A 24882-nucleotide genomic window follows, 5' to 3' on the forward strand; every position below is an offset into this window, starting at 1 on the left:
TTCAGCGCTCGAGCTTGGGGATGGTGGTCGCGGCGGGGGCGGGTTCGGCGGCGGGGGCGGAGGCGCCGCCGCGCAGTTCCTCGATCCGCTCGGCCAGCGCGGCCACCGTGGAGGATTCGAACAGCGTCTTCATGGCCAGCCGGGCGCCGGTGGTCTTGCGGACCTGGGCGATCAGCTGGATGGCGACCAGGGAGTTGCCGCCGAGGGCGAAGAAGTCGTCGTGGACGCCGACGCGCTCGACGCCGAGCACTTCGGCCCACTGCCGGGCGATCTCCGCTTCGAGGTCGGTGCGCGGGGCGAGGTAGTCGTCCTGCGCTTGCGGGGAAGCCGGTTCAGTGGTCTCTTCGGTCTCCTCGAGCGCTTCGGCGGTGACCCGGCGGGCGAACAGGTCGGCCACCGGGCGGGTGCTGATCACCACCTGCCCGCCGAGGCCGGGCGTCAGGGCCCGCAGGAACGCCTCGGCGCCGTCGACCGGCCGGATGCCCGTGGACTCCACAGTGGACTCCCGCGCGGCGCTCAGCCCGTTGCCGACTGCGTTCTCGTCGACCTGCCGCAGCACGAAGTCCTCGATCTCGACCAGCACGCGGCCGTCGTCCGCGCACAGCGTCAGGTCGGCGGCGATCACCTGGTCGCCGCCGGAGTCCCGGTAGCGCAGGTGGCTGTGGAAGCGCGCCGGGAGCGGGGCGTGCACGACCACCCGCCCGTAGCTCATCGGCAGGTAGGTGCCGCTCCCCCGGCCGCGGCCGAACGCGGTCGCCACGTCGAGCAGCGCCGGGTGCAGGCCCCAGCCCTTGTCCCCCACCGCGGCGTCCGGTGCGACCAGCGAAGCCAGTTCCTCGTGCGCGCCGACGTGGTGGGTGCGCAGCGCGGCCCACCGCGGGCCGAAGGTGACCATGCTGGTCCGGCCGGTGCCGAAGGCGTTGCCGTCGTCGAGCACGCTCGTCCGGCTCTTGATCGCCGCCAGGTCCACAGTGGACGCTTCCGGAGCCGGGACCCAGCCCGCGGAGCCGCGGACGTGCACCTTGGTCACGCCGGCCGCGCGGCTGGTCACCGTGAAGCCGTCGCCGTCGAAGGCGACCCGGTACTCGGCGACCGTGCCTTCCGGCACCGAGAAGGGCTCCAGGAAGGCGACGTCCTGCAGTGCGACGACGTGGCCGTCGCCCGGACGCGGCACGGCCGCCTCGACCGCGGCCCGCACGGTCTCCAGGTGCCCGGTGCCCGGGACGACCGGCACGCCGGCGATGCGGTGCTCGTCGAGCAGCCAGTGCCCGGCCGCCGAGACCAGGCCGTGGCAGCTTTCGCCGGTGCGGGTGGTGAGCACCGGGTGCGCGACCGGGCCGTCCGCCTTGGTGCGGGTGGACCGGATGGTCGTCGGCGCGGCCACCTCGGCGGCCATGCCGACCTCGTCCCAGCCACCCCAGTCGTGCGCGACGACCCGGGCCCGCCAGCCGTGGTCGCCGCGGGCGTAGGCGTCGAGGAAGTTGTTGGCCGCGCAGTAGTCGACCTGCCCGAAGTCGCCGGAGACCGCGGTGACCGACGAGCACAGCGCGACGAAGTCCATCGGCAGGTCGGCGAACACCTCGGCCAGCGCCAGTGTGCCGCCGATCTTCGGGCCGAGCACCGCTTCCGCGGCCGCCCGCTCCTTGACCTCGGCGACGCCGCCGCCGGGGAGCCCGGCCGCGTGCACGATCCCGTCGAGGCCGCCGAACTCGCGTTCGGCCAGTTCGCGGACCTCCCGCAGCCGGGCCGGATCGGTGACGTCGGCGGCGACCACGTGCACCACCGCGCCGGCCGCTTCCATCCGCCGGATCGCGCGGATCGCGCGGGCCGTCCGGTCGTCGCCGTCGTGGGCCGCCCAGTCCTCGCGGGGCGGGAGGCCGGATCGGGTCAGCAGGATCAGCTTCGCGCGGACGCGCAGCGCGAAGTCCTCGGCCAGCGTGATGCCGATGCCGCCGGTCCCGCCGGTGATCAGGTACCGGCCGCCGTCGCGCAGCACCGGCGACGTCGCCTCGGGCACCGCGAGCTGCGTGTGTTCCTGGACCCAGCGGCGGCCGCGGCGCAGAGCGACCTCGGGGGTGTCCGCCGGCCCGAAGAGCTCGGCGACGACTTCGGCGGACACGCTCTCGACGTCGATCCGGCGCACGACGGTGCCCGGGACCTCCAGGGGCACGACCCGCGCGATGCCCGCGAGGGTCGCGTGCTCCGGCCGGGTCAGGTCGGTGCCGGTGACGTCCGCGGTCCCGGTGCTCAGCACGTCGAGGCGCACCGGCTCGCCCCAGGCCTGGACCAGGTTGAGGACGCTGAAGAACCCGCGGTCCTGTGCGGCCATCCCGGTCTCGGTCCCGGTGAGCGCCCAGGCGTGCACCACCCGCTCCGGGCGGTCGCCGAGCGCGGCGACGAGGGCGTCGTAGTGCTCGCGGACACCGGGCCGCACGGTGAAGCCACCTTCGACGGCCGCGAACCCCGCACCCGGGCGGACTTCGGTGACCATGACCCCGGCGTTCCGCAGCAGCCGGGGCAGGACTTCGTCGTCGACGAACGCGAGGCACGACGTGAACGGCTCGCGCCGCAGCTCCGGCCCGGCCTGCCGCCAGGACGGCACCGCGAACCACTCGTCGAGGGGCAGCGGCCCGCTCGGCCGGGCCGTCGCGGCGACCGTTCCCGCCGGGTCGGGGTCGACCCAGTAGCGCTTGCGCGCGTAGGGGTAGCCCGGCAGGGGCACGCGGTAGCCGGGACTCGTGGGCTCGACGGGAACTCCGTGTGTCCACAGCAGACCGGCGGCGGCGTGGAGCGTTTCGACGTCGCCTTCGCGGTCGGTGCGGCCGGGCAGGCTCGGCCGGGGTGCCGGCAGGCCCTTCGGCACCTGACCGCGGGCAAGCCCGGCGAGCTGGTGGCCCGGGCCGCATTCGACGAGCGCCCAGCGGTCGCCGCCCGCGAACAGCGTCCGGACGCAGTCGCCGAACCGGACCGCCTGGCGCAGGTGCGCGGCCCAGTACGCCGGGTCGGTGGCCTGCAGGCCGGTGATCCAGCCGCCGGTCAGGTTCGACAGGAACGGCAGCGACGGCACCGACCGCGGCACCGCGGCGACGGCCTCGGTGAACTCCGCCAGGATCGGCTCCATCATCGGCGAGTGGAAGGCGTGCGAGGTCACCAGCTCGCGGCACTGCACGTCAGTCGAGCGCAGCAGCGCGGCGAAGTCCGCGACCGCGCCGGACGGCCCGGCGACGACGCAGGTGCCGGGGCCGTTGACGCCCGCGATCGCCAGGCCCTCGGGCAACCGCTTCGCCACGGCCTCTTCGTCGAGCTGGACGGCGAGCATCGCGCCGGCGGGCATCGACTGCATCAGCTCGCCCCGCCGGACGACCAGCCGCAGCGCGTCGGCCGGGGTGAACACCCCGGCGAGGGTCGCGGCGACGTACTCGCCGACGGAGTGGCCGATCATCGCCCCCGGCCGCACGCCCCAGCTGCGCCACAGCATCGCCAGCGCGTACTCGACGACGAACAGGGCCGGCTGGGTGTAACGGGTCTCCCGCAGCTTCGCGTCCCCGCCGCGGTCGAAGATCAGCTCCTTCAGGCCCGGGAGGCCGGCCAGTTCGCAGCACTCGTCGACGGCCGCGGCGAACACGGGTTCGCTGCGGTACAGCTCGGCGCCCATCCCGGCGTACTGCGAGCCCTGGCCGGAGAACAGGAACGCGACCTTGAGCTCGGCCGCCTGCGCGGTCTGCAGCCGCCGCGGGTCGCGCAGGCCGTCGACCGCGTCTTCGGGGTCGCGGGCCACGACGACCGCGCGGTGCGGGTACTCGGTGCGCCCGGCGGCCAGGGTGTGGGCGACGTCGGCGAGGTCGAGGTCGACGTCCCCGGCCAGCCGGTCGGCGAGCCGCTCGACCGCGGTGGCGAGGGTTTCCGGCGTCTTCGCCGAGACGCGCAGCAGGTGCGCCGGGTGCGGGCGGCGCTGCCGCCGCGGCGCCGGGGCCTCCTCGAGCACCAGGTGGGCGTTGGTGCCGCCGACGCCGAAGGAGCTGACGCCCGCCCGGCGCGGGGTGTCGGCCGCCTCCCACTTGGTCACCGTCCGCGCCGGGTAGAACGGGCTGCGCGGGAAGTCGATGCCCGGGTTGGGTTCTTCGTAGTTGATGGTCGGCGGGATCAGCCCGTGCTCCATGGCGAGGACGGTCTTGATCAGCGCGACCACCCCGGCCGCCTGGGACAGGTGGCCGATGTTGGACTTCACCGAGCCGATGGCGCACCAGCCGGTGTCCGCGACACCGTGTCCGTACACAGTGGACAGGGAGGTGATCTCGATCGGGTCGCCGAGCGCGGTCCCGGTGCCGTGCGCCTCGACGTACCCGATGGTGCGCGGGTTCACCCCGGCCATGCCGACCGCCTGCGCGATGGCCTCGGTCTGCCCCGCGACGCTCGGCGCGGAGAAGCCGACCTTCGTGGCGCCGTCGTTGTTGATCGCGTTGCCGAGCACGACCGCCCGGATGTGGTCGCCGTCCTCCAGTGCCTGGGAAAGCCGCTTGACCAGGACGACGCCGACGCCGCTGCTCCACACCGTGCCGTTGGCGCCGGCGTCGAAAGCGCGCACGTGCCCGTCCGGCGAGGTGAAGCCTTCGACGCCCATGTACCCGATGCCGTGCGGCATCTCCAGGTTCACGCCGCCGGCCAGCGCCATGTCGCATTCGCCGTTGCGCAGCGCCTCGCAGGCCAGGTGCACCGCAACCAGCGACGTCGAGCAGGCCGTGTGGACGGCCAGGCTCGGACCGCGCAGGTTCAGCTTGTAGGACACCGAAGTCGTCAGGTAGCTCGGCTGGTTGCCGGTCGACATCCCGATGCCGCCGTGCTGCGAGGCCATCACGCGCTCGTTGCGCAGCAGGTTCTCGATCAGGTAGCCGGTCCGGCCGGTGCCGCCGTAGACGCCGATCGCCCCGCGGTAGCGGGCCGGGTCGTAGCCGCCGTCGGTCAGCGCCGAGTGGCAGGCTTCGAGGAACACGCGGTGCTGCGGGTCGGTGATCTCGGCTTCGCGGCTGGTCATGCCGAACAGGTCGGCGTCGAACTCGTCGAAGCCGTCGACCACCGTGGTGGCGTTGACCCAGCTGGGATCGTCCAAAGTGGCCGGGTCCGCGCCGCGGGCGAGCAGTTCTTCGCGGGTGGCGGGGTTGATGGACTCGACGCCGTCGACGAGGTTGCGCCAGAACTGGCGCAGGTCGCCGGCGCCGGGGACGCGGGCCGCCATCCCGACGATCGCGATCGGCTCGGTGCCGGGGTCGGGTTCGAGGTCGTGGGTCACAGCGGTCGCTCCTGTTCCTGGCCGGTCGTGCCGGCACTGCGGCGGGGTCTTCTGGACGGGGTGCGCCCCCGGCGGGCGGCGACCCGCTCGGCGGCGCGGGCGAGCTCCGGGCTGGGTGCGGCCCCCACGTGCAGGTGGGTGGCGAGGGCGCGGACGGTGGGGTGGGTGAACAGGTCCACCATCGGGATGCGGCGGCCGAGCCGGGCGGTGACCTCGGCGTGGACGCGGGCCAGGGCGAGCGAATGCCCGCCGAGGTCGAAGAAGTTGTCGGTCACGCCGACGGCTTCGCGTCCGAGCACCTCCCGCCAGACCGCCGCGACGACCGCCTCGGTGGCGGCCACCGCGGCCGGATCGGCGGCCGGGGCCGGATCCGCGCGGGCCGGAGCACGGGCGGCGGCGCCCGGCGAGGCGGTCCGGACCTGCGCCCGCGGGAGCTCCGGCGCGCAGGCCGCGGCCGGCCGGTCCGGCTCGGCGACGAGCGCGGCGAGCAGCGCCGTGAAGTCCTCGGCCAGCGCGGCCATCCGGGCCGCGTCGAACAGGTCCGGGTTGTAGAGCAGTTCGATCCCGTGCTCGAGGACGTAGACGGTCAGGTCGAACGGCGAGCCCGGCTTCCCGACCGGCAGCCACGCCCCGCGCACCCCGGGCAGGTCCAGCCGGGGCTCGGTGAAGTTCAGGACGTTGACCATCACCTGCACGAGCGGGGCCCGCGACGGGTCACGCGGCACGCCGAGGGCGTCCACGAGCCGGTCGATCGGCGCCGCCGGGTGTGCGGTGGCGGCCAGGAGCTCCTCGCCGCTGCGGCGCACGAGCGCGGTGAAGCCGCCGGCGCCGGCCCGCAGCCGCACCGGGACGATGTCGACGAAGAACCCGGCGACGTCCTGGGTCTCGGCCAGCTGCCGGTCGGCGACGACGGTGGCGACCAGGTGGTCGTCCCCGCCGGTCAGCCGGTGCAGGAGCTGCCCGAACGCGGCCAGCACCACCCCGGCGCGAGTGGTCCCGGTGCTCGTCGCCAGCGCGCCGACGGCCTCGGCGAGGCCGCTCGGGAACGCCTGGTGGTGGCTCGCCCCGCGGTAGGTCTGCACGGCCGGGCGCGGCCGGTCCCGCGGCAGGTCCACAGTGGACGGCGCACCGGCCAGGTGCCCGGTCCACCAGGCCAGGTCGACGGCCTCGCGACGGCGGTCGCGGTCGGCGCGCCAGACCGCGTAGTCCGCATAGGACACCGGCAGGGGCGGCAGCGCCTCGCCCCGGTAGGCCGCGGCCAGGTCGGCGCAGAGCAGCTCCTGCGACCAGCCGTCGAACACCGCGTGGTGCAAGGTGAGGCCGAGGACGTGCTCGCCGGGCCCCAGCGCGTAGAGCCGCACGCGCCACGGCGGTTCGCGGTCGAGGCGCACCGGGGTCGCCGCGTCGGCGGCCAGCCGGCCGGCCACCGCTTCGGCGGCCACCGGGACGACCGGCAGGGGCACGTCGTCCGGCGGCAGGCACTCGGCCCGCGGGACACCGTCGACCGGCCGGATCCGCCAGCGCAGCACGTCGTGCCGCTCGGCCACCGCGCGCAGTGCGGCCTTCAGCGCCGCGACGTCGAGGGGTCCGGTCAGCCGGAACGCCATCGCGATGTTGTACGGCGCCGCGTCCGGGGCGAGCTGGTCGAGGAACCACAGCCGCCGCTGCGGCGGGGACAACGCCGGTGCGTGCCCGGTCGCCAGGCCGGCTCCGGTGAGCGGGGCGGCCTCGGCGACCCGCCGCGCGAGCCCGTCCAGAGTCCGTCCGGCGAGGACGTCTTCGACGGACACATCGGCGGCGAGCTCCGCCCGCAGCGCCGCGACCAGCCGCATCGCGGAGATCGAATCGCCGCCGGCGAGCAGGAAGTCGGGCCCGGCGGCCGGGCCGAGCACCCTGCGCCACACCGCTTCCACCGGTGACGCGGGTGCTTCGGCCGCCACGGGCCCGCTTTCGGCGAGGGCGCGCAGGGCCGGCCGGTCGATCTTGCCGGTGACCGCGCTGACCGGCAGCTCGGCCAGGCGCCGGATCGCGGCCGGGCGCATCGCCTCGGTCAGCCGGTCCCCGGCGTACCCGTGGATGTCCTCGTCCGGCGGCGCCGACAGCGGGGTGAGGAACGCGACCAGCCGCGTGCCGCCGGGCCCCGGCACGGCTTCGACCGCGACCGCGTCGACGTCCGGGTGCGCGCCGAGGGCGGCCTCGACCTCGCCGAGCTCGATGCGCTGCCCGCGGACCTTGACCTGGCGGTCGGCGCGGCCGGCGAACTCCAGCCTGCCGTCGGGCCGCAGCCGGGCCAGGTCGCCGGTGCGGTAGCGCCGCTCCCCCGGGGCGAACGGGTCTTCGACGAACTTCCGCGCGGTCAGCTCCGGGCGGTTGAGATAGCCCGCGGCCACGCCGGGCCCGCCGATGACCAGTTCACCCACCTCGCCCGGCGGGACGGGCCGCAGCTCGGCGTCGACGACGTGCGCGCGGTGGCCCGGCGTCGGCGTCCCCAGCGGCAGCGGGTCGGCCGGGATACCGGTGACCTCGTCGGTGAGCACGACGACGGTCGTCTCGGTCGGGCCGTAGACGTTGAAGAACCGGCGCCCGGGCAGCCAGCGGGCGGCCAGGTCCGCGGGAACCGGCTCGCCACCGCAGGCGACGATCCGCCAGCCGGGCACGTCGTCGGGGTCCAGCAGCGCCAGCAACGTCGGGGTGATGAACCCCCAGTTGACGTCGTGCTCGACGACGAACCGGCGCAGCCGTTCCGGGTCGGCGCGGTCGGCCGAGCTCGCCAGCTGGACCGAGCCGCCGGTCATCAGCGGCACGAAGACGTCCATCGTGAACGCGTCGAACCCGGGCGAGGCGATGCCGAGCGTGCGGGTGCCCGGGCCGACGCCCAGCCGCCCGGCGAACCCGGTCGCGAACGCGACGATGTTGCGGTGGGTGGTGAGCACGCCCTTCGGCCGCCCGGTCGACCCGGACGTGTAGAGCACGTGCGCGGTGGCGTCCGGCGTGGCCGGGCAGACGCCGGGCGCGGCGGGCGGCGGGACGTCGAGGCCCAGCGCGGGCCCGAATTCCGCGACCGCGGCGTCGCCGACGACCAGCGAGACCCCGGCGTCGGCGACGATCCCGGCCAGCCGCGCCCGCGGGCCGCCCGGTTCGAGCGGGACGTAACAGCCGCCGGAGAACAGGACGCCGAGGACGGTGGTCACCAGGGCGGGTGTCCGGTGGGCGCACACCCCGACCCGGGATTCCGGGCCCACCCCGCGCTCGCGCAGAGCCGCCGCCACGCCCCAGGCCGCGGCGGCGAGGTCAGCGTAGGTGAGCCGGGTGGCACCCTGCCGCACGGCGAGCGCGTCCGGCGTCCGCTCCGCCTGCGCCAGGACCAGCGCGGCGACCGTGGTGTCCACACGGGACAGTGCGGGGACGTCGATGCCCGTGCCGGGCAACGTGTCGGTCAACGTGAACTCCCCAGTTCGGCACGGCCGCGGTGGCGGCCGTGTGGTCGTGCGTGCGGCTCACGGGTGGTGTCCCCGAGCCGGCGGGTCGATCCAGAACCTGCTGCGCTGGAACGGGTAGCCGGGCAGCGGCACCCGGCCCGGGCGGGCGCCGTCGTGGCGGGCAGCCCAGTCGACGCTCGCGCCGCCCACCCAGCGGGCGGCCAGCTCCCGGGCCGCGCCGGGCGGCCCGGCCAGGTCGGTGTCCTCCGCCAGCAGCGCGCCGAGGGCTTCGACGGCCTCCGCTGCCGTCGTAGCGACCACGGCGGCGCGGACGGCGAGCTCCCGGCGGCCGACGGCGAGGGTGAACGCGGCGTCGGCCAGGTCCGGTGGGTCGGCGGCGAGCCGTTCCCACAGCGTCGAAAGCGCCTCGCGCAGCGCGGTCCGGTCCTGCGCGGACACCGGCAGGACGTGCGGGCCGGCCGCGCTCACCCGCGGGCCGGGCGCGGGCGCCTCTTCGACGAGCACGTGGACGTTGGTCCCGCCCATCCCGAAGGCGCTCACCCCGGCCACCCGCCGCGGCACGTCGGGCCAGTCGGCCGCCTTGACCGGCACGTACCAGGGCCCGCCGGCGAGGTCGACCTCCGGGTGCGGCGCGGTGAAGTGCAGGTTCGGCGGGATCACGCCGTGGCGCACCGAAAGCACGGCCTTGATCAGCCCGGCCACGCCGGCGGCCGCGTCGAGGTGGCCGATGTTCGTCTTGACCGAGCCGAGCGCGCAGGTCCCGGGCGCGACGTCCCGGTACACCCGGTTGAGCGCGGCCACCTCGATGGCGTCGCCCAGCGGGGTGCCGCTGCCGTGCGCCTCGACCAGCCGCACCTCGGCCGGCTCGACCTCGGCCACGGCCAGCGCCTCGGCGACCGCGGCGGCCTGGCCCGCCGGGCTCGGCACGGCGTAGCCGGCCCGGTCGCCACCGTCGTTGGTCATCGCCCAGCCGGGCAGCACGGCGTGGATGTGGTCGCGGTCGGCGAGGGCGTCGGACAGCCGCCGCAGCACCACGACCCCGGCGCCCGAACCGAAGCCGGCGCCGTCGGCCGCCACGTCGAACGACCGGCAGCGGCCGTCCGCCGAAGCCATCCCCCCGGCGCGGTAACGCGGCCACGTGACGCTGACACCGCCGGCGATCGCCAGGTCGCAGCGGTATTCGGCGAGGCTCTGTGCGGCCAGCCCGACCGCGGCGAGCGAGCTGGAGCAGGCGCTCTGGACGGCCACCGCGGGCCCGGTCAGGCCGAGCCGGTAGGCGAGCTGGCCGGGCAGGTGGTCGGTGAGCTGGCGGCCGGTCAGCCTGCCTTCCCAGTCGTCGGGGTCGAGGTTGCCGGTGACGGCCGGGTTCCCGAACAGGTGGAACAGGAAGTACCGGTTCACGCCCGCGGAGGTGAACACGCCGACCGGGCCGGCTTCCCGTGCCGGGTCGCGGCCGGCGTCTTCGAGGGCGTGCCACGCGGTCTCCAGGAAGAGCCGGTGCTGTGGGTCGGTCAGCGCGGCTTCCTCGGCGGTGAACCCGAAGAACCCGGCGTCGAAGTCCTCCACGTGCGCGAGCCTGCCCCCGGCCCGCACGTGCGCGGGGTCGGCCCGCAGGCCGGGGCCGATGCCGAGCGCGGCCAGCTCGTCGTCGGTGTAGTCGTGGATCGCGTCGGCGCCGGCGCAGAGGTTCCACCAGAACGCCTGCGTGTCCGGCGCCCCGGGGAACCGGCAGGCGAGCCCGACGACGGCGATCAGGTCGCCGCCGGGCTCGTCCGCGTCCGGTGCTTCCCCCACCGGTTCGGCGTCCGCAGTGGACTGGTCGAGGTAGGCGGCCTGCGCCGCGACCGTCGGGTGCTCCAGCAGGCTCAGCAGCGGGACGTCGGTCCCGAACTCGGCGGCCAGCCGCTGCTGGACCCGGCCCAGCAGCAGGGAGTGGCCGCCGACGTCGAAGAACGCGTCCGTGGTGCCGATCCGGTCGTGGCCGAGCACCGCGCACCAGATCGCGTGCACCCGGCGCTGCGCCGGGGTCGTCGGCCCGCTGGGTTCCGGCCCGGCGGCCGGCCGGGGGTCCGGAAGCGCTTCCTCGTCGAGCTTGCCGCTGACGGTGAGCGGGAAGGCCGCGACCGCGGTGACCGCCGCCGGCACGGCGTGCCCGGGCAGCACCTCGGCCAGCGCGGCCCGCAGCGCCGTCCCGTCCGGCCGGGTGCCCGGCGCCGGGGTGACGTAGGCGAGCAGTTCGCCGTCGCGGACGACGGCACGCGCTTCGGCCACCCCGGGCTGTTCGCCGAGCCGGGCCTCGATCTCGGTGAGCTCGACGCGGAACCCGCGCACCTTGACCTGCCGGTCCAGCCGGCCGAGGCAGACGAGGTTCCCGTCGGGCAGCACCCGGCCGAGGTCGCCGGTGCGGTAGCTGCGCACGCCGTCGGCGGTGGTGCCGAACGCCGGGCTCGCCTGGCCGAAGTAGCCCTCGGCCAGGTATTCGCCGCTGACTTCGAGCTCGCCGCCGTCGAGCACGGTGAGCGTGTAGCCGGGCAGCGCGGTCCCGATGGGCAGCGGCCCGGTGGCGTCGTCGCCGGCGTCCGCGGCGGTCAGCCGGTACTGCGCGGCGAAGGTCACCTCGGTGGCGCCGTAGCCGTTGACGAACACGCACCCCGGCGCGAACCGGCCGCGGCGGACGTCGGCGTAGGTGGCCTGCTCGCCGCCGAGCAGGACGGTCCGCACCGACGGCAGGTCCCCTTCGAGGGCGTCGAGCAGGTAGCGGTAGACCGTGGGCGTCGAGTGGTAGACGGTCACCGCGTGCCGCGCGAGTTCCCGGGCCGCGTGGGCCACGCCGTGGGCGCGGACGTCGACCGGCACCACGGCGGCGCCGGTCAGCAGCGCCGGGTAGAGGTCCGGGATGGCCGCGTCGAAGCCGAAGGAGGCCAGCAGGCTGACCCGGTCGGCGGCGGTGATCCCGAGCGTGGCGATCTGGTTGTCCACGACGTGCAGCAGGTTGCGGTGGGTCTGCGCGACCGCCTTCGGCGTCCCGGTGGAGCCGGAGGTGAACAGCACGTAGGCCGGCGCGTCCGGGTCCGGTCCGGGCACCGGCAGCGGCGCGGTGTCGTCCGATGGCGACTGGACCACACGAGCGGACCCGTTGTGGCACAGGGCTTCCGCGAGCTCGAGGTGTTCGGGATCGGCCAGCACGGCCGACACCCGGGCGGCGGCGACCTGGTGGGCCAGCCGGTCCCGCGGGAAGGTCGGGTCCAGCGGCACGTAGGCGCAGCCCGCGGCGAGGGTGCCGAGGATCGCCGAGATGGCGGCGGTGCCGTGCCCGGTGACCAGGCCGACGAACTCCCCCGGCCGCACCCCGGCGTCGAGCAGCCGCGCGGCCCGCCCGCCGGCCCGCTCGGCCAGCTCGCCGTAGCTCACCGGCCGATCACCGAGGACGGCCACCCGCGAGGGCGAACGCCGGGCGATTTCCGCGAAACGTTCGAGTGTTCCGGCTTCCGTCATCGCCGGCGGTCGGCCCCCGACGGCGAATGGGCGCGCGGAAACCAAGGCGGTGACGTGGACTTCATCTCACTCCCCAGTGCGATTGACGAAGAATCACGCAAGGTTAAGGGGCACGAGACCGTACTTGGGTACGTAATTCGCAGAGTTCAGCCGAATGACCTATCGAACCTGGACCAGTCGCCGCAGTTTCCCACGCCATCCACAGTGGAATCGGCCGTGTTCGCCACTGTGGACAGTCGATTGACTACGTGCGGTGATCGCGCGAGAAATGGTCGAGTTGTCCGGTCGGATATTCACCGACAAACAATTCACCGTGAACGCCGCGATGGCAAAGCCGGTGGCGTTTTCACGAGATCGATTCAGCGAAGGACGTGCGGAGCCGTCAGCCCGCGTTCGCCAGCCGGCCCGGCTCCGGCGAGGCGCTCCGCACGAGGCACGCGTGGCACGGCATCCCCCGCAGCCCGTCCAGCACCTCGGCGTCCCCGGGGAAGATCGACTCGCCGCACAAGGCCGTCAGGTGCTCCGGGACCGGACCGGCCGGGACCGGGATCAGGTGGCAGACGCGTCTGCTCTCGCCGACGACGCCTCGGCGTAGCCGCACCAGTGCGAGCATCCCACCGTTCTCACCCATGCGAGCACGGTAGGTGAAGATCGGCTCCCGGGCTTCGTGCCCGCGGCCCAACGATCTTGGGACCCGGTGGTCCCGGACACCAAAGACGCCCAGCTCACGGCGGGGAGAGCAGCGCCGAGCCCAGGCGGCGGCACAGGGCCAGGGCCAGCTCGACGTCCAGGCGCTCGTCGCCGAGGCCGCGGGGCAGCAGCTCCTCGGCCTTGCGAACGCGGTACTGGACCGAGTTCTTGTGCATCGTCAGCTCCGCGGCCGCCGCCGTGTAGCTGGCGCCCGTGGTCAGGAACACCCGCAGCGTCTCGCGCAGGCGGGCGCAGTTCTCGTCGTCGGCCGCCAGCGGGCCCAGGGTGCTCGCGACCCACAGGCGGGCCGCGTTCAGGTCGCTGGTCATCAGCGCCACCGTGCCGACCTCGCGGAAGGTCAGCACGCGGTCGCAGTGCTCCCCCGCCGCCAGCGCCAGCGCGTGCACGCGGCGGGCCTGCTGGTGGGTGTCGCGGAAGCCCGCGACGCCGGTGCCGGGGTCACCGACGGTCACCCGGACGCCCGTTTCGGCCTCGGCGAGCGCCGCGTCGAGGTGGTCGCGGCCGACCGTCGCACCCGGGGCGAGCGGGAGCCACACCCAGGCGCTGGCCTCGTCGCGCGGGACGAACAGCGGGCGGCCCTGCCCGCGGACGCGCTCGAACACCGCGCCCGCGACCGACTCCAGCAGCGACAGCGCGTCGTCGACGAAGGCCGCCGACGCGTGCCAGACGATCATCCCCACGTGCGTGCCCCGCAGCCGGTAGCCGATCACCGCCTCGGCCGCGTCGACATCGATCAGGCCGCCGTTGCCGTCGAGCAGGTCGGCCACCTTCGCCGCCCGCGCGGCACTGCGGTTGAGCAGCCAGCGGTCGCGTTCGTCCTGGTAGACGCCGACGAGCTGGCGGACGACCCGGGTGATGAACTCGTAGGCGACCCGCAGCAGCCGTCGCATCATGGCCCCGAGCAGGGCCGCGTCGTCCACCGCCCGGATGCACTCCTGGAACCCGAAGTCCAGCATCGCGGCCTGCCCGAGGTCGTAGGCGCGGATCAGGTCGAACACCGGGGTGCCGCGCTGGGCGAGCCGGCGCGCGTACTCGATCGCCGCGGCCGGCGGCTCGACGCCCGCCGGGTCGATGCCGTGCCGGAAGATCTGCAGCGCGGTCTCGATGTTCTGGTACACACTCGCCGACAGCAGGCTCACCATGCGCTCGTCGTCGTTGACCAGCTGCGGCAGATCGGTGGCGTACAGCTGGACCAGCTCGCCGGTGAGTTCGGCCGCGCGGCCCTCGAGGGTGGCGGCGATCTGCCGGATGCGCTCCGAGACGACTTCTTCGTCCACCATGGAGCCACCTTAGGGGGTGGCACCTCAAACCGGTGGAGCAACTCGGCGATCATGTCGAACGTCGCATCCGGAGCCCGCGGGGCGAGCGGCTCCCCCTGGCCGTCACACATCATCCGGACGCGTCGAATACGACATTCGGATCCCCCCATTTTGTTAAGTCGCGCGTTAAGCAGCGACATCGAAAGACTCGAAAATAATCCCGAAACACCGCGGTAACATCGACCCCGATTACACAGAGGTCTGGACCACTGAAGGAAGATCACCCGTACGGCGGATTCTCGTTGCGCCACAACGCTGCCGTGCGCATCGCCGCCGGCCGATCATGGGTTTCGAAACTGCTTTACACGACATTTGGAGCTTGTGGCAACAGTCCACGACCGGTATATCTGGGTGACCCGAATTCGCACACGGCCGGCCGCACTGCCGGCCGGTTCGATGCCGCCCTCTCCCCGCTCACCGGAGGCACCATGCATCGCCTGGACCCGGCCCGCGACCACGTCCTCGGGCTCTACCGCATCGTCATCGGCTTCCTCTTCGCCTGCCACGGCCTCAAGTCGCTCTTCGGCCTGTTCGGTGCGAAGTCGACGATCGCCGTCGGGGCCTGGCCCGGCTGGTGGGCCGCGGTCATCCAGCTCGTCTGCGGGGTGCTCGTCTGCGTCGGCCTCGGCAGCCGCGTCGCCGCCGTGCTCGGCTCCGGCTCGATGGCGTACGCCTACTTCGTCGTCCACCTGCCGACCGGCCTGTTCCCGATCCAGAACGGCGGCGAAGCGGCCGCGCTGTTCTGCTGGTCGCTGCTGCTCATCGCGTTCACCGGCCCGGGCCGCTTCGCGCTGGGCAACCTGTCCGTCCGGCAGCGGTCGTCCGAGCCGACGCGGGCGGGCGCCGCGGTCTAGGAGGAGCGCGAGATCCCGACGCCGCTGCGCGCGTCGGGACCGTACTTCGCCAGCTCCGCCGCGAGGTCGAGCCGTCCGATCGACGCGCCCTTCGCGCGGTCCTCATCGGTCAGCAGCTCGCGCGGGATGATCCAGACCACTTCGAACTCCAGCCCGTTGGGGTCCTTGGCGTACAGGGACTTCGTGGTCCCGTGGTCGGACGAGCCGACCAGCGCGCCCGCTTCGGTGAGCCGGGCGGCGAGCCGCTCGAGGTCCCCGAGCGTGTCGACCTCCCACGCCAGGTGGTAGAGACCCACCGAAGTCCGCCCGGCCCCGGAGTCCGCCGCGTCCGCCCCGATTTCGAACAGGCCGAGGTCGTGGTCGTTGGCCGAGCCGGGCGCCCGCAGGAACGCCGCGCCCCGGTACGCGTCACCGCCGTCGATGTACCCGAAGCCGAGCACGTCCCGGTAGAAGGCCACGCTTTCGGCCAGGTTCCGCACGTAGAGCACGGCGTGGTTCAGGCGGAAGATCGACATCGACGACTCCGTGCTGCGCGCAGATCGGTTGAAGTTTCAACTTAAGGTTAAGCGCACGTTCAGCACCGGTCAACCCACGCCGGTCAACCCAGCAGGGCCGCCACCCACAGCCGGCCGAGCCAGGCCGCGTACCGCTCGCCGGACCACCCGCGGCCCTCGACGAGCCGGTGCCAGAGCGTCCCGTCCGTCGTGGACCACAGCACGTCCCGGCACTCCTCTTCGGAAACCGCCAGCTGCCCGGTGGCCGCCGCGACCCTGGCGTGCTCGGCCATCGCCTCCAGCCGCGCGCCGTCGATCTCGGCCAGCAGCGCCGCCGCCGCGGGCTCGCTCGCCGCCGCGCCGCGCACGGCCAGGTGCAGCCGCGCGGTCCGCCGCATCACCGCGGTGTTGACCGCGGCGAATCCCGCGAGCCGGGCCCGCAGGTCGGGCTCGGCGAGCACGGCCCGCAGTTCGGGACGCTCCAGCAGCGGCACGTCCTCGTCGTCGCCACCCACCGCGACGTCCCACGCGCGGTGCAGCAGCGCGGGCTTGTTCTTGAACGCCGCGTACACCGTCTCCGCGGCGACTCCGGCTTCGGCGGCGATGTCGGCGATGGTCGTCCGGCCGTAACCGCGCGTGACGAACAGCTCGTGCGCGGCCGCCACGATCCGCCGCCGGTTCTCCCGCGCCTGTTCCCGGCGCCGGCTCGCGTCGTACTGGCGCTTGACGGGCCCACTCATCCGATACATCCTCACTGTATTGAAAACAGCACGACTGTATTGGAGTCATCATGCCAGCACCAGCCGAGAGTTTCCTGGCCGACGTGCTGCCGCGGCAGACCGCCGCCGAGCAGGCCATCCACCGCGGGGACCCGGAGCCGCGCACCGCTTTGTGGTCGCACGCGGACCCGGTCAGCCTGTTCGGGGCCTGGCTGCCGATCCGGACCGGCTGGCCCGACGTCAGCGCGGCCTTCAAGCGCGTCGCGGCCCAGTTCTCCGACTCGCGCGGCTACCGGTTCGAGGTGATCGCGGCGGGCGCGAGCGGCGACCTCGCGTACACCATCGGCTTCGAGCACAACACGGTGTCGGTCAACGGAAAGCCGACGACGTACACCCTGCGCGCCACGCACGTGTACCGCCGCGAAGACGGCGAGTGGAAGATCGTCCACCGCCACGCCGACCGGCCGCCGGACGAGCCCGAAGCCGGGGAACCGATGACCGGGACCCACTCTCGGTAGGCCCGGTGACCGACCGGGCGACAAACCTTCGACACCGCATCGAGGCCCTGGTCAGGGCGTTCGGCCGTTCGTAGGGTGGGTCCACCGCGAGACACCCTTCAGCCGTCCCGCGGGCGGTGGTGCCCCCGGATCCGACCTTTCCCCGAAGCCAAGTCCCGGGGCACCACCGCATCAGCCGGCCGATCTTGCCGCTCTCCCGCCATCAGCTCTGCGAGCCGAACGCGTCCGCCAAGCCCGAACCCGCGCCGGGCCACGCCCACGTCCCGAGCCATCCCGGCACATTTACATACATACACCATGTATGTAACCTGCGAGCATGACGAACCGCAGCAAAGCACTGGGTCGGGAACACCGCGTCCGGCTGCCCGCCGGCGAAGTGCGCTACTGGGCGCGCGGCAGCGGCACCCCGGTCGTCTTCATCCACGGCGTGCTGACGAACGCCGAACTCTGGCGGAAGGTCGTCCCCGACGTCGCCGCGGCCGGGTTCCGGTGCCTGGCTCCCGATCTGCCCCTCGGCTCGCACGACCTGCCGATGCGAGCGGACGCCGACCTCTCCCCCGTCGGCCACGCCGACCTGATCGCGGACTTCCTCGACGCGCTGGACCTGCGGGACGTCACCCTCGTCGCCAACGACACGGGCGGTGCGCTGACGCAGATCCTGCTCAGCCGCCGTCCGGAGCGGGTGGGCCGGGTCGTGCTCACGCCGTCCGACTGCTTCGAGTACTTCTTCCCGCCGATCTTCAAGGCGCTGCCGCCGCTGGCCCGGATCCCCGGCTCGATGGCGGTGCTGGGACAGCTGCTCCGCATCCGGGCCCTGTACCCGCTGCCGGTCCTGTTCGGCCGGGTGGTCAAGCGGCCGCTGCCGGACGCGGTCGCGCAGGCCTACCTCTCGCCGCTGCGCAAGTCCGCCGGGGTGCGCCGGGACCTGCGGAAACTGCTGCGGGCCGTGCACCCGCGGTACACGCTCGCGGCCGCCGAGGCGCTGCGCGGGTTCGACCGGCCGGTGCTGCTCGCCTGGGCGACGGAGGACCGGCTGTTCCCGATCCGGCTGGCTCACCGGCTCGCCGCCCTGCTGCCCGACGCGCGGCTCGTCGAGGTGGCGGACTGCTACACGTTCCTGTCCGAGGACCAGCCGGCGGTGCTGGCCCGCCACGTCGTGGAGTTCGCGGGCGCCATGGCAGATTAGGCGGGTGCGACGTACCCAGCAGGACCGTTCCGCCGGCACGAAGGCCGCACTGGTCGCCGCCGCGCGGGAGCTGTTCGCCGCCCGTGGCTACCCAGCGGTGCCGGCCGACGAGATCACCCGCGCCGCCGGGGTGACCCGCGGCGCGCTGTACCACCACTACGCCGACAAGCAGGGCTTGTTCCGCGCCGTCGTCGAGGAGCTGGAACGCGAGCTGACCGAAGAGGTCCGGGCCGCGTTCGCCGCCGGCGCGGACCCGCTCGCCGGCATGCTCGCCGGCTTCGGCGTCTTCCTCGACGCCTGCCTGCGCGAGGAGGTCCGCCGGATCTCGCTCACCGACGCACCCGCGGTGCTCGGCTGGGAGGCCTGGCGCGAGATCGAGGCGGAGTACGGCCTCGGCCTGATCGTGTCCGTGCTGGAGCAGGCCCGTGCGGACGGGCTGATCGTCGAGATGCCGGTCCGCGCCCTGGCCCAGCTCGTGCTCAGCGCGGTGATGGAGGCGGCGCGGATGATCGCCGCGTCCGGGGAACCGGCCCGGACCCGCGCCGAGGTCCAGCAGGTCCTCGGCGGCTGGCTCGGCAGTCTCCTGCGGACCTAACGCGTCCGGTACGTGCTGAGGATCGCCGGCCCGGCCTGGATGGCCGAGACGAGGTCGAAGTCCACCGCCTCCTCGAACAGCCGCCTGCCCTCCCCCGCGACGCTCGGGAAGACGAGCAGGCGGTACTCGTCGACGAGGCCGCGGCGGGCGAGCTGCCGGGCGATCCCGACCGACCCGATGACGACCACGTCCCGCTCCTCCTCCGCGATCGCGTCGGCGAGTTCTCCGCTCAGCAACACGGAGTTCTGCCACGCCGACACGTCGGGCAGCGTCCGGGACGCGACCAGTTTCGCCGCCGCGTTGAGCCGGTCGGGGAACTCGCCCGAGCGGCCCGGCCAGAGCTTCGCGAACAGCTCCCACGTGGTCCGGCCGAACAGCAGGACGCCGGTCTCCAGCAGGGACCCCAGCCGGAACTTGTCCCCCGCCACCGCTTCCGGACCGTGCCGGAACGCCCAGCCGCCGGAAGCCGTGCCGCCGGAGCCGTCGGGGTCCTCGACGACGCCGTCCAGGGTGGTGAACTCGACGACGATCACGCTCATGTCCGCTCCCGGTGCCTTCACGCCGCACCCCGGTGGTGCGGCCGCACCGGTACCTACCGGCGGCGGCCGCCGGATTCATCGCACCGCCGCCGGAAGCACCCGCTACGCCGTCACGAGGGACACGCCGTAGGTCTGCAGGATCTCGTTGACCGGCTGGAACCACGTCTCGCCGCCCGAGCTGCAGTTGCCCCATCCACCGGAGGTGACGCCCTGGGCCTGGTCACCGGTGATGAACGAGCCGCCGGAGTCGCCCGGCTCGGCGCAGACGTTGGTGCGGGTCATCTGGTAGACCGCGCCCTGGGCGTAGTTGACCGTCTCGTTCTGGCCGAGCACCGTGCCGCAGTGCCAGTGCGTGGTGGAGCCCGAGCGGCACACCGACGTGCCGACCGGCGCGACCCAGGACCCGCGTACGAGCGCGTCGCTCACCGTGCCCCAGCCGAGCACCACCGGCGCGGTCCACCAGCCGCCGCCGATGCGGATGAACGAATAGTCGTTGCCGGGGAAGGAAGACCCGGCGAAGGTGCCCATCCACGAGCCGTCCCAGCCGACGACCGAGCTGCCCGCGCCGCCGCAGTGCCCGGCGCTGACGAACCCGCCCTGCACGGAGAAGCCGATCGAGCAGCGGGTGTTGCCGTTGATGTAGTACGGGTCGCCGCCGACCGTCCCGGCCGAGAAGGGCGCGGCCGCCGGTGCGGTCGCCACGGTGACCGGGCCGGCCTTCGCCGCCCGGGCCAGGAAGGCGTCGACGTCCGCGCCGCGTGCGCCGGGCGCCACGGTGACCACGACGCTGCCGGCCCGCGGGTCGGTGCGCCAGCCGGTGACGGCGGCCGGAGCGGGCTGCGCCTTGGCCGACGCGTCGATCGCGGCCTTGGCCGCGTCGAGCTGCGCCGCGCTGGTGCGGGCGGCGACGGGTTCGGCCCCGGCCTGCCGGACGGCGGCGGCCGCGGCCGGGTCGGTCACGCCGACCACCAGCCTGCCCCGCGCGGGGTCGAACCACGCGCCCCCGAACGCGGCGCCGGCGGCCCGCTGCGCGCCGGGCAGCACCCGGGTGGCGGACATCTCCTGGGTGAGCCGGGCCGACGCCTGCGCGGCGGTGAGGCCGAGGTCCCGCTGCATGGCGGCGATCAGCCCGGGTGAGGCCTGGGCCACGGCAGGGGTGAGCGCGGTCAGCGACGCGGTGAGGACGGCGGCGGCGCTGCCGAGGGTCAGGGCGATTCTTCGACGCATGGGAACTCCTCCAAGGCCGGGGGAAAGAAACACACCGTCCGCCGAGTGTGCGGGGCAGGCCCGCGCCGGGTCCAGATTTGTCCGGTGTTCTGTCCGGATTTCCCGCCCTGAAGTCCACTATGGATAGTCATAACCCGCTATGAGGCAAGGGTTTTCCCCGACAACGACCAGGCCGCGGACCAGCCGCCGGGCCGCCCGCGCCGTGTCCGCCACCCCTTCGTCGCGGCATCGCAAAGGTCTGAACCAAGTAGAACACGCCGCACCGGGCACCGGCGCGAACGGGAGTCTGCCGGGCACCGGAGGTGCCCGGCCGTCCCTCCGGCCGACCGGAATGCGGGCACGACACCGCCCGGCCACCGGGAAAACGGTGGCCGGGCGGTTCCCTGCCCGAATCAGATTTCGTCGACCTGGTAGACGATCAGCCGGGCCGGCACGAGCAGCGCCCCCGAGCACTCCGCAACCGCCGGACCGAATCCGTAGGGCACCGGGAGCCCGGCCACCAGCCAGTACGCGGAACCGTTCGAACAATGCGCGAGAACGCGGTATCCGTAGCCGGAGCCGGGAAAACAGCTGACGGAGACCCCTTCGCCGAACAGGGTCCCGTAGCGCTCGCCGATGCAGCCGGGTGGCGCGAAATCACCGGTCGCCGCGACCGCAGGCACGACCGACAGACCGAAAAGGGAAAACACCGCGATCGCAAAAACCGCGCATTTCCTGAACATGGCCACTCCTCAACCGCCGAGAACCCGACTTCCCGAGCGTAGAAGTGCACGGGAATTACCGGCAATTCATCGGGCCAGTGAACCGGCGCGCAGCGGAAAGTCACCCCACTGCTCCATCCGGGCTAGCCCGGGCCACTGGTCGGTGGCGGATTCCCCGCCCGGGCGCACGGAACCGCTGCCGTCCGTCCGGAGAGGACGGTCAGCGGGCGAAGGCGTTGAGGAACCGGTCGCGGAAGGAATCCATCTTCCACACCGGAGCCTGCGCACCGGGGTGCAGGCCGTCCTGCCAGCCCCAGCCGGCGATCCGGTCGAGCACCTTCGGGTCCTTGGCCACGATGGTGACCGGCACGTCGTGGACCGCGCCCTGCGGGGTGACCACCGGCGGCTGGTGGTCACCGAGGAACACCAGGACCGTGTTCTCGTCGCCGTACTGCTTGACGAACGAGATCACCGTCTTCAGCGAGTAGTCGGTCGCGTCGCGGTAGGCCTCGCGGATCTTTTCCGGGTCCTTCCAGACCGACTCCGGCGCTTCGCCCGCCGCGGGCTGGGGGTTGAAGACCGAGCCGTCACCGACCTGGTTCCAGTCGACCAGCCAGGGCCGCGGGGACCACGGTGCGTGGCTGGAGACCAGGTCGACCTCCGCCATCACCGGGCGCTGCGGCGTCGCGTTCGCCAGCTCCTTGCGCTGCAGCATGGAGAGCGAGAACTGGTCCGGCATGGTGGCGTAGGCGTAGCCCGGCCCGTGGTAGCCGATGGAACGGGCGTCGTAGTAGGCGTCGGGGTGGTAGAACTTCTGCCCCTCCGGCCAGTCCTTGGTGTGCGCGGGCACGTCCCAGACCGTCCGCCAGCCCGCCCGCTGGAACGCCCCGCCGAGGGTCAGCCGGTCGCCGGCGAGCAGGTCGTTGTACCGCTGCTGGTTGTCGATCCACATCCCCGACTGCACGGTCGAGTGCGCCAGCCAGCTGCCGCCGCCGAACGTCGAAGAGGACAGGAAGGCGCTCCTCGCGCCGATGCCCGCCGCCCGCAGTTCGGCCGTGCCCGCGTCGAGCGCCGGGCCGATCTTCGCGCCGATGACCGGGTCGTCGAGCGCGATCCGCCCGTAGCTCTCGACGAAGGTCAGCACGACGTTCTTGCCGCGCAGCCCGTTCAGCAGCTGCGCGCCCGGGGTGGCCCGGAAGGCGTCCTCGGCGGCCAGCTCCCCGAAGGGCCGCTGGTCCCGCAGGTCGGCGCCGACCTGGCGCAGGTCCCCGTAGGCCAGCGCGGCAGCGCTCTGGGCGGCGACCGGCTGCCCCGGCGCGATCTCGACGCCGAACACCGAGGAGACGATCCAGACCACGGCGAGCACGGCCACCACGCGGGTCGCGCCGGTCCGCCGCCCGGCCGCGACCCGGCTCAGCCGCAGCATCGCCAGCACCATGACCACGACCACGGCCACGGCGAGCAGGCCGGCGCCGATCAGGGCGGCGACCGTGGCCGCGTCCCCGATCTGCCCGGCCAGGAACTCGACACCGGCGCTGAAGAAGCTCCAGTCGTAGACCGGGTCGAACGGCTTCTCCAGCGTCGCGTAGAAGCCGGTGTCCAGGGCCTTCATCAGGGTCAGCAGGCCGAGCCCCAGCCCGGCGAGCACGGCGGCGACGCGGCGCGGCCGCGGCGGCAGGACCAGCAGGACCGCCCCGATGACGAGGCCCTCGACCGGCACCCGCACGAGCGCCGCGGCGGAGAACGAGCTGAGGTCGTCCGGGGCGAGGAGCCCGAACAGCACGAGCAGCGCGGCCAGCACGGTCAGGACCCGGCCCGCGACGACGTGGTGCCCCCGTCCGGGCCGGGGCAGGCCGAAGTCGGGCAGCGCGGCCCCGGTGACCGGGGTGCGGCGGCGGACGAGCCGCACCAGCGGCAGACCGGTGTTTCCAACCATGGCGAGCCTCACGTCGTGGTGCACGGTGGCCGCCGGCCCGTGCGGCGGGGCGGCGATCGTCACCACATATACGGAGCGCGGAGGCGCGCGGTTCACGTGCCACCCGCCGGGGACCGGAGATGCTCCCGGAGTTCCGGTGACGGCGTCGCCCCGCCCTTGTGTCGCGTGGGCGTTTCGTGCAGCAGCGCCGGTTCCGCGCCGACCGGGCACCCGAAGGGAATCGGCCGTACCCGGGCACGGCCGCACCGAAACCGCCGGCCGGGCCGTTCACCCGCAGGAACACCGGAAATCCCCGGCGCAGGGGAACGAGCGTTGCGCCCCCGCGGCCCCGGTGTTCTCCTCGGGGTGTCCCAAGATCGAATCCGACCGGAGGCCCACGATGAATCTGTTCGATAAGGCGAAGGAAGCGCTCGGGAAGCACCCCGACCAGGCCGACCAGGGCGTCGACAAGGCCGCCGAGGCCGCCAAGCAGCGCTTCGGCCAGCACTCCGACAAGATCGACCAGGGGTCGGAGAAGGCGAAGGAGTTCCTCCACAAGCAGACCGGCGGCGGGCAGGACGCGCCGCCGCAGTGAGCCGTCACCGGTGATTCCCAGCCGTCCGGGGGAAGCACGCTTCGCCGCCCCCGCGGCTGGGTACCACCGGCTCCGTGGTCGCCACCTACCTGGTCCCCGTCCGGACCGCGCTGCTCCTGTTCCCCCTCCTCGCGCTGGCCGTGATGCTGCCGGCCGCCTTCGTCAGCTACCGCCGCCGCGGCCGCGCCGGCGGGTGGCCGACCTTCGTCTTCTACACGTTCCTATTCTACCTGCTGGCGATCGCCACCCAGACGGTGCTGCCGCTGCCCGCCGACCCGTCCTACTGCGCGGGCCACACCTACGCGAGTTCGCCGCAGCTGCGGCCGTTCTACTTCGTCGAGGTGGTCTCCCAGCGGGCCCGCGGTCACTGGGGTCCCTCCGCGCTGCTGCACAACCCGGCGGTGTGGACCACCGCGCTCAACGTCGTGATGCTGGCACCGCTGGGGTTCTACCTCCGGTACGCCCAGCGGGTGCGGCTGCTGCCGGCCACCCTGATCGGCTTCGGCCTGTCGCTGTTCTTCGAGCTGACCCAGCTGACCGGCCTGTGGTTCGTCTACCCGTGCCCGTACCGGCTCTTCAGCGTCGACGACCTGATCCTCAACACCGCCGGCGTCGTCGTGGGCTGGTTGGTGGCCGGACCGCTCGGGCGGCTGCTCCCCTCGCCGCAGCCGGAGCACGAGCGGAGCCGTTACGCCGCGAAGGTCACCTTCACCCGGCGGCTGTTCGCGCTGGCCACCGACCTGGTGGGGTTCGCCGCGCTGCTCGGTTTCCTCTTCGGCCTGCTGACGCTGTTCGGCGAGGACCTGAGCCACCGCGACACGCCGGTCGTCATCCTCGCCCTCGTGTGGTTCGTGGTCCTGCCCGCCGTCACCGGGTCGACCCCGGGCAAGCGCGCGATGCTGCTGCGGGTGACCCGCCGGGGCGGCCGCCGGGCCGGACCGGTCGCGCTGCTGGTCCGCAACGGCGTCCTGCTCTCGCCGCTGTGGCTCACCTGGCTGGTGCTGGACCTGGACCACTGGGACCTGGGGAACCACCCGGAGCGGCTGCTCCTGCCGGTCGCGCTGGCCGCGTCGGTGTTCGTCGTCGGGGTCTGGACGCCGCTGGCCGTGCTGCTCGACGACGAGCACCGGGCCCCCTACGAGCGGCTGACCCGCACCGTGAACACGGCCGTCGTGCCGCCGGGGACGCCGGAGCAGGCGCCGGTGACGGCGCCTGCCGAGAAAGTCCTTAAAGGACAGTAGGCGACACCGGCCTGCCCCTGGTCGACAGCGCTGGTAGATTGCGTCG

The 24882-nt window shown here is 73.7% G+C and carries 17 protein-coding genes; 6 read left to right on the forward strand and 11 right to left on the reverse strand.

From position 1 onward, the window contains the following. Position 1: 1 nt before the first annotated feature. The 5 genes from ABZX11_RS26685 to ABZX11_RS26705 form a co-directional block, all read right to left on the reverse strand. Complete coding sequence (locus ABZX11_RS26685; RefSeq protein WP_354917721.1) at positions 2-5287, reverse strand: SDR family NAD(P)-dependent oxidoreductase; 5286 nt, start codon at positions 5285-5287, stop codon at positions 2-4. Continuing rightward, a complete protein-coding gene (locus ABZX11_RS26690) occupies positions 5284-8727 on the reverse strand; it encodes an amino acid adenylation domain-containing protein (RefSeq protein WP_354917724.1) in 3444 nt (1147 codons plus the stop codon). The genes ABZX11_RS26685 and ABZX11_RS26690 overlap by 4 nt, the downstream gene beginning before the upstream one ends. A 57-nt stretch (positions 8728-8784) precedes the next feature. Then, positions 8785-12222: an amino acid adenylation domain-containing protein gene (locus tag ABZX11_RS26695; protein ID WP_354917727.1), complete on the reverse strand. Its 3438-nt coding sequence runs from the start codon at positions 12220-12222 to the stop codon at positions 8785-8787. A 382-nt stretch (positions 12223-12604) separates the two neighbouring features. Next, positions 12605-12853 (reverse strand): hypothetical protein, encoded by a 249-nt coding sequence (locus tag ABZX11_RS26700; RefSeq protein WP_254897411.1) that lies wholly within the window; start codon positions 12851-12853, stop codon positions 12605-12607. A gap of 94 nt (positions 12854-12947) precedes the next feature. Continuing rightward, on the reverse strand, positions 12948-14213 hold the full coding sequence (locus tag ABZX11_RS26705) for a helix-turn-helix domain-containing protein (RefSeq protein WP_176177589.1): 1266 nt from the start codon (positions 14211-14213) through the stop codon (positions 12948-12950). A gap of 467 nt (positions 14214-14680) precedes the next feature. Between ABZX11_RS26705 and ABZX11_RS26710 the strand changes: the two genes are divergently transcribed. After that, positions 14681-15106 carry a DoxX family protein gene (locus ABZX11_RS26710; RefSeq protein ID WP_354917731.1) on the forward strand — a complete coding sequence of 142 codons (426 nt, stop codon included), beginning with the start codon at positions 14681-14683 and terminating at the stop codon, positions 15104-15106. Here the strand turns inward: ABZX11_RS26710 and ABZX11_RS26715 are convergent. Both ABZX11_RS26715 and ABZX11_RS26720 read right to left on the reverse strand, forming a co-directional pair. Continuing rightward, the gene (locus ABZX11_RS26715; protein WP_176177587.1) at positions 15103-15621 is read right to left on the reverse strand and encodes a VOC family protein; all 519 of its coding nucleotides are present in this window, start codon (positions 15619-15621) and stop codon (positions 15103-15105) included. The genes ABZX11_RS26710 and ABZX11_RS26715 overlap by 4 nt on opposite strands. Positions 15622-15704: 83 nt before the next feature. Then, positions 15705-16340, reverse strand: coding sequence for a helix-turn-helix domain-containing protein (locus ABZX11_RS26720; protein ID WP_354917735.1), 636 nt, complete (start codon positions 16338-16340; stop codon positions 15705-15707). 50 nt (positions 16341-16390) lie between these two features. Here ABZX11_RS26720 and ABZX11_RS26725 point away from each other — a divergent pair, with 50 nt between their 5' ends. The 3 genes from ABZX11_RS26725 (at position 16391) to ABZX11_RS26735 (ending at position 18618) form a co-directional block, all read left to right on the forward strand. Continuing rightward, entirely contained in the window at positions 16391-16837 is a 447-nt protein-coding gene (locus ABZX11_RS26725; protein WP_354917738.1) for a nuclear transport factor 2 family protein, read from the forward strand. A gap of 316 nt (positions 16838-17153) precedes the next feature. Then, a complete protein-coding gene (locus ABZX11_RS26730) occupies positions 17154-18023 on the forward strand; it encodes an alpha/beta hydrolase (RefSeq protein WP_354917741.1) in 870 nt (289 codons plus the stop codon). A gap of 4 nt (positions 18024-18027) precedes the next feature. Continuing rightward, the gene (locus ABZX11_RS26735; RefSeq protein ID WP_354917744.1) at positions 18028-18618 is read left to right on the forward strand and encodes a TetR/AcrR family transcriptional regulator; all 591 of its coding nucleotides are present in this window, start codon (positions 18028-18030) and stop codon (positions 18616-18618) included. On the opposite strand, the gene ABZX11_RS26740 is transcribed toward ABZX11_RS26735, so the two are convergent. The 4 genes from ABZX11_RS26740 to ABZX11_RS26755 all read right to left on the reverse strand — a co-directional run bounded on the left by ABZX11_RS26740 (position 18615) and on the right by ABZX11_RS26755 (position 23021). Further along, a complete protein-coding gene (locus ABZX11_RS26740) occupies positions 18615-19157 on the reverse strand; it encodes a dihydrofolate reductase family protein (RefSeq protein WP_354917747.1) in 543 nt (180 codons plus the stop codon). The two genes, ABZX11_RS26735 and ABZX11_RS26740, sit on opposite strands and share 4 nt — an antisense overlap. 102 nt (positions 19158-19259) lie before the next feature. Further along, positions 19260-20384 carry a S1 family peptidase gene (locus ABZX11_RS26745; protein WP_176177581.1) on the reverse strand — a complete coding sequence of 375 codons (1125 nt, stop codon included), beginning with the start codon at positions 20382-20384 and terminating at the stop codon, positions 19260-19262. 392 nt (positions 20385-20776) lie between these two features. Beyond that, complete coding sequence (locus ABZX11_RS26750; protein ID WP_254897539.1) at positions 20777-21106, reverse strand: hypothetical protein; 330 nt, start codon at positions 21104-21106, stop codon at positions 20777-20779. A 199-nt stretch (positions 21107-21305) separates the two neighbouring features. Continuing rightward, entirely contained in the window at positions 21306-23021 is a 1716-nt protein-coding gene (locus tag ABZX11_RS26755; protein ID WP_354917854.1) for a sulfatase-like hydrolase/transferase, read from the reverse strand. A gap of 379 nt (positions 23022-23400) precedes the next feature. Here ABZX11_RS26755 and ABZX11_RS26760 point away from each other — a divergent pair, with 379 nt between their 5' ends. Together ABZX11_RS26760 and ABZX11_RS26765 are read left to right on the forward strand one after the other, a co-directional pair. Then, positions 23401-23595 carry an antitoxin gene (locus ABZX11_RS26760; RefSeq protein ID WP_176177579.1) on the forward strand — a complete coding sequence of 65 codons (195 nt, stop codon included), beginning with the start codon at positions 23401-23403 and terminating at the stop codon, positions 23593-23595. Between the two features lie 74 nt (positions 23596-23669). Continuing rightward, complete coding sequence (locus ABZX11_RS26765; RefSeq protein WP_354917751.1) at positions 23670-24836, forward strand: VanZ family protein; 1167 nt, start codon at positions 23670-23672, stop codon at positions 24834-24836. The last annotated feature ends 46 nt before the right edge of the window (positions 24837-24882 follow it).

Source organism: Amycolatopsis sp. NPDC004169 (genome assembly GCF_040610315.1).
In the GTDB taxonomy this organism is placed as follows: Bacteria; Actinomycetota; Actinomycetes; order Mycobacteriales; family Pseudonocardiaceae; genus Amycolatopsis.

Excerpts from the sequence above, each read along its gene's own strand:
- ABZX11_RS26695 (WP_354917727.1), bottom strand. The coding sequence starts at position 12,222 with ATGACGGAAGCCGGAACACTCGAACGTTTCGCGGAAATCGCCCGGCGT.
- ABZX11_RS26700 (WP_254897411.1), bottom strand. The coding sequence starts at position 12,853 with ATGGGTGAGAACGGTGGGATGCTCGCACTGGTGCGGCTACGCCGAGGC.
- ABZX11_RS26705 (WP_176177589.1), bottom strand. The coding sequence starts at position 14,213 with ATGGTGGACGAAGAAGTCGTCTCGGAGCGCATCCGGCAGATCGCCGCC.
- ABZX11_RS26710 (WP_354917731.1), top strand. The coding sequence starts at position 14,681 with ATGCATCGCCTGGACCCGGCCCGCGACCACGTCCTCGGGCTCTACCGC.
- ABZX11_RS26715 (WP_176177587.1), bottom strand. The coding sequence starts at position 15,621 with ATGTCGATCTTCCGCCTGAACCACGCCGTGCTCTACGTGCGGAACCTG.
- ABZX11_RS26720 (WP_354917735.1), bottom strand. The coding sequence starts at position 16,340 with ATGAGTGGGCCCGTCAAGCGCCAGTACGACGCGAGCCGGCGCCGGGAA.
- ABZX11_RS26725 (WP_354917738.1), top strand. The coding sequence starts at position 16,391 with ATGCCAGCACCAGCCGAGAGTTTCCTGGCCGACGTGCTGCCGCGGCAG.
- ABZX11_RS26730 (WP_354917741.1), top strand. The coding sequence starts at position 17,154 with ATGACGAACCGCAGCAAAGCACTGGGTCGGGAACACCGCGTCCGGCTG.
- ABZX11_RS26740 (WP_354917747.1), bottom strand. The coding sequence starts at position 19,157 with ATGAGCGTGATCGTCGTCGAGTTCACCACCCTGGACGGCGTCGTCGAG.
- ABZX11_RS26745 (WP_176177581.1), bottom strand. The coding sequence starts at position 20,384 with ATGCGTCGAAGAATCGCCCTGACCCTCGGCAGCGCCGCCGCCGTCCTC.
- ABZX11_RS26750 (WP_254897539.1), bottom strand. The coding sequence starts at position 21,106 with ATGTTCAGGAAATGCGCGGTTTTTGCGATCGCGGTGTTTTCCCTTTTC.
- ABZX11_RS26755 (WP_354917854.1), bottom strand. The coding sequence starts at position 23,021 with ATGGTTGGAAACACCGGTCTGCCGCTGGTGCGGCTCGTCCGCCGCCGC.
- ABZX11_RS26760 (WP_176177579.1), top strand. The coding sequence starts at position 23,401 with ATGAATCTGTTCGATAAGGCGAAGGAAGCGCTCGGGAAGCACCCCGAC.